The organism is Bradyrhizobium manausense (assembly GCF_001440035.1).
GTDB classification, from domain to species: Bacteria; Pseudomonadota; Alphaproteobacteria; order Rhizobiales; family Xanthobacteraceae; genus Bradyrhizobium; species Bradyrhizobium manausense.
This window is the reverse complement of sequence record NZ_LJYG01000043.1, coordinates 70,078-73,670: the sequence shown is the minus strand read 5'-3', so window position 1 is coordinate 73,670 and position 3,593 is coordinate 70,078. Positions and strand designations below refer to the sequence as shown.

Annotated in this window: 4 protein-coding genes; 2 read left to right on the top strand and 2 right to left on the bottom strand. The window is 64.6% G+C overall.

Annotated elements, in window-relative coordinates; genetic code table 11:
• Together AOQ71_RS47550 and AOQ71_RS09500 are read right to left on the bottom strand one after the other, a co-directional pair.
• Positions 1-269: aminotransferase class V-fold PLP-dependent enzyme (locus AOQ71_RS47550; protein ID WP_245316827.1), on the bottom strand; the 269-nt coding region annotated here is incomplete at its 3' end.
• 51 nt (positions 270-320) lie between these two features.
• On the bottom strand, positions 321-1,514 hold the full coding sequence (locus AOQ71_RS09500) for an acyltransferase family protein (protein ID WP_057744967.1): 1,194 nt from the start codon (positions 1,512-1,514) through the stop codon (positions 321-323).
• A 44-nt stretch (positions 1,515-1,558) separates the two neighbouring features.
• Here AOQ71_RS09500 and AOQ71_RS09495 point away from each other — a divergent pair, with 44 nt between their 5' ends.
• Both AOQ71_RS09495 and AOQ71_RS09490 read left to right on the top strand, forming a co-directional pair.
• Positions 1,559-2,509, top strand: a complete 951-nt coding sequence (locus AOQ71_RS09495) for a LytTR family DNA-binding domain-containing protein (RefSeq protein ID WP_057744963.1) — start codon at positions 1,559-1,561, stop codon at positions 2,507-2,509.
• Positions 2,510-2,862: 353 nt separating this feature from the next.
• The gene (locus AOQ71_RS09490; protein WP_008143006.1) at positions 2,863-3,510 is read left to right on the top strand and encodes an alpha/beta hydrolase; all 648 of its coding nucleotides are present in this window, start codon (positions 2,863-2,865) and stop codon (positions 3,508-3,510) included.
• Positions 3,511-3,593: the final 83 nt, after the last annotated feature.

Genomic DNA, 3,593 nt, shown 5'->3' with positions numbered 1-3,593 from the left:
GGCTCGCCCGATCGGCCGCGTAGGCCGGGCGACAGCGCCAGAGCATTGGCCTCGGTTCCAGCCGACGTAAAGATCACATTCCGCGGCAGCGCGCCCACCGCCGTCGCCAGCGCGGCTCGGGCCTCCTCGACCAGCCGCCGCGCCTCCCGCCCCTCGGCATGGACCGAGGACGGATTGCCGATCAGCTCATAGGCGGCCAGCATCGCTGCGCGCGCTTCGGTGCGCAGCGGTGTGGTCGCATTCCAGTCGAGATAGACACGGCTCGGCATGGCGCCCTCTTAGCACCTTTTGTCCGCTCGCCAATCGGGCGCTACCGCACATCAGGCCGGCTGCTGTCGCGCGATCCCGGCGACGGAGCGCGGCTCCATCCGCAGCCCGAACAACGGGCGCAGCCAGAAGATGCGCCGCGCGAACTCGTAGCTCGCCGCACAGGCGAGCGCGGTGCCTGCTATCACGATGGCGGCCTCGCTTGCCGCAGACAGCCCGCTGCCTCGCAGCGCGTGTGCGATCATGATGATCGCGGTTTGATGGACGATGTAATAGGGAAAAATCGCATCGGTCAGGTAGCGGCGCACGGGGCCATCGGCGGTCAAATGGCGGCGCGCAAAGCCGAGCACGGCGACCATCGCGATCCATTGGTAGCAGCCATAGGCCGAACCGGCGATCCACTGGAGCATCGGCGAGCGCGGCAACAAGCCGGCGTAAGCGAGAACAAAGACGGTGAAGCAAACGGCTGCTAGCGACAGCGCCACCCATCGTTGCCGCTCGATGTCGCGCCAGATGCCGCCCTCGCGTGCGAGCAGGAAGCCGATCAAGAACCCGGTCGCATGGTCGGCATGGTTGTACCAGTCGCCGAACAGGGCATGCGTCGAGGGGAAGATCGGCGACAGGAACAGCCGCCAGGCCGCGAACAGCAGGCACGGCAGCACCAGCAACCATGGCCCGGCGAGCAGGGCCGCGAGCCTCTGGCCGATCCAATCGGCCGCCGCCGGCCACAGCGCCAGCACGCCAGCCAGGGACATGGTGTAGACCCAGAGATAGACCACGAACCAGAGATGGTTCCAGGTCGGCTGCACGATGCAGGGGTTCGGACAGAACTGCGCGCTGAACGCCAGATAGTGATGGAGGTAGTAGTCGGCGAACCCCACGGGGTAACCGAAGCTCTCGACGATCTGGAGATACGACTGCGGCGGCACGATCACGACCATGCCAAAGATCAGCGGGATCAAGAGCCGCACCGACCGGGCCCGGGCGAACGCCGCGAGCCTGACCTTACTCAGCATGAAGCGGCTGGCGACCCCGGAGACGAGGAACAAGAGTGACAGCCGCCAGGGATTGAGCACCAGCATCGCCGGCTCGAGAAAGGTCAGCCGGTGCTCGCTCTTGATGTGAAATCCCCAGGACACGTAGAGCATGCCGACATGGTAGAAGATCAACAGCCCAAAGGCTAAAATCCGTACCCAGTCCAGATCGATGCGTCGTTCCGAACCTGATGCCTGCTGTGATGTTGACATGGATCTCTGCTCCCTAGGCTCTCGATATCAGTGGGTTTGGGGCCATGGCTGACGGCCAAAATGCGCCGGAAGCGGAGCGCGTCGAGGCGGCTTGGGATCAGAACCGAGCGCGAGGGGACGAAGCGTCGTCCTCTGGGACGAGCGGTTGGCGCGGCGGGATCAGCGGCGACTGGGCAACGTTCGCTGCGATCGCTGCCATCGCGCTCATCGTCGGAATCGTCAATGCGCTCTCCGGCGCTCAGGACGCGGCTTGGCGCGGTGACAGCGCCGATATCGGCCGGCGCCTGTTCTGGGAGATGACCAGCATCGTCGTCATCTTGGCCCTGGTGCCGATTCTGATGCTGTCGGTCCGGCGCATGCGCCGGACAACGGGCATCGCGGCGCGGATCGGAATCGCGGCAGTCGCCTTGCTCGGGTTCTCGGGGCTTCACATCGCCGGCATGGTGGGCTTGCGGAAGTTCCTGCTCTGGCTCGCGGGCGGCGCTTACGAGTTCCATTTCTCGCCGGCGCTCGTCCTCTACGAGTTCCGCAAGGACGCTGTGACAGCATTGCTGATTGGGGCAACTCTCTGGCTGTTCGAAAGCCGCCGCGACCTCCGCAAGGCCGCGAAGGAGGCCCAGTCCAATTCGGCCGCTTCGCTCGAGCAATCCTCGCCGAACCTGATCTGGCTGCGGGACGGCACCAGCCGGATTCGGGTCGCGCCGCGCGACATCCTGTGGGTCGCCTCCGCCGGCAATTACATCGAGTACAGCCTTGCCAACGGCACCCAGCACCTGATCCGGGGGACCCTTGCCGCGACCGAAAGCGAGCTGGCCCGTTTCGCCATCGTGCGCGTTCACCGCACCCGGCTTGCCAATCTCGACCGCGTCAGCTGCGTGGACTTCAAGCCGTCAGGGGATTTCGAACTCACCTTCGACAACGGCAAGACGCTTGGCGGCAGCCGCCGCTACCGGCCCGCCGTCGCCTCGCTCGGAAGCCGTACCGCGCCCGTGTGAATCGCCGCTCGGATCGGCCGGCAGCCGATAAAACGATCGTGATTCCAATTGCTTGCCGCCTCAATGCCAGCCTCTGCGATCTCCCTGCTCGATCCGGACCATGCCGGACGTCGCACTGCCACGACCCGCTAAGGTCTTGAGCAGATTGGCAGATGTCGAAGATGCTTGCTTTTTGCCCCGCTGCCTATGTTAGAACCCGCACCGTCAAGTCACCGCGCGCCATCTGCGCATCACCGCAAGGCGCACGGCCTTCTCGTCCTTCCATTCGCGCTTTCGTCGGCATCCGCTGATGAGGCCACAATCGGTTGATTGCCAAGGACCCGCTTTCCAGCAAGTCAATCCAGAGATCATCAATGCCTGAAGTCATTTTTGCCGGCCCCGCTGGCCGTCTCGAAGGCCGCTATCACCCGGCCAAGCAGAAGAACGCGCCGATCGCGATGATCCTGCATCCGCATCCGCAGTTTCACGGCACGATGAACCATCAGATCGTGTACCAGTGCTACTACGCCTTTGCGCATCGCGGCTTCTCGGTGCTCCGCTTCAACTTTCGCGGCGTCGGCCGCAGCCAGGGCTCGTTCGACCATGGCACCGGCGAATTGTCGGATGCGGCGGCAGCGCTCGACTGGGCGCAGACCATCAATCCTGAGGCGCGCGCCTGCTGGGTGGCGGGTTTCTCCTTCGGCGCCTGGATCGGCATGCAACTGCTGATGCGTCGTCCCGAGGTCGAGGGCTTCATCTCGATCGCGCCGCCGGCCAATCTCTACGACTTCTCGTTCCTCGCGCCCTGCCCCTCATCGGGGCTGATCGTGCATGGCGAGAAGGACGCGGTGGTGCCGCCGAAGGACGTCAACACGCTGGTCGAGAAGCTGAAGACGCAGAAGGGCATCGTGATCGACCAGCAGGTCATTCCCGGCGCCAACCACTTCTTCGACGCCAAGCTCGAGCCGCTGATGGAAACCATCACGGCCTATCTCGACATGCGCCTCGCCAACGTGCGCTGAGACCCTCGTCTGAGGTCTTGTAGCCCGGATGGAGCGAAGCGAAATCCGGGACCCCTGCCGCTTGTGACATGATCCCGGATTTC

What these genes read in the sequence shown, in the direction of transcription:
- AOQ71_RS09500 (WP_057744967.1), bottom strand. Translation starts at nt 1,514, where the DNA reads ATGTCAACATCACAGCAGGCATCAGGTTCGGAACGACGCATCGATCTG.
- AOQ71_RS09495 (WP_057744963.1), top strand. Translation starts at nt 1,559, where the DNA reads ATGGCTGACGGCCAAAATGCGCCGGAAGCGGAGCGCGTCGAGGCGGCT.
- AOQ71_RS09490 (WP_008143006.1), top strand. Translation starts at nt 2,863, where the DNA reads ATGCCTGAAGTCATTTTTGCCGGCCCCGCTGGCCGTCTCGAAGGCCGC.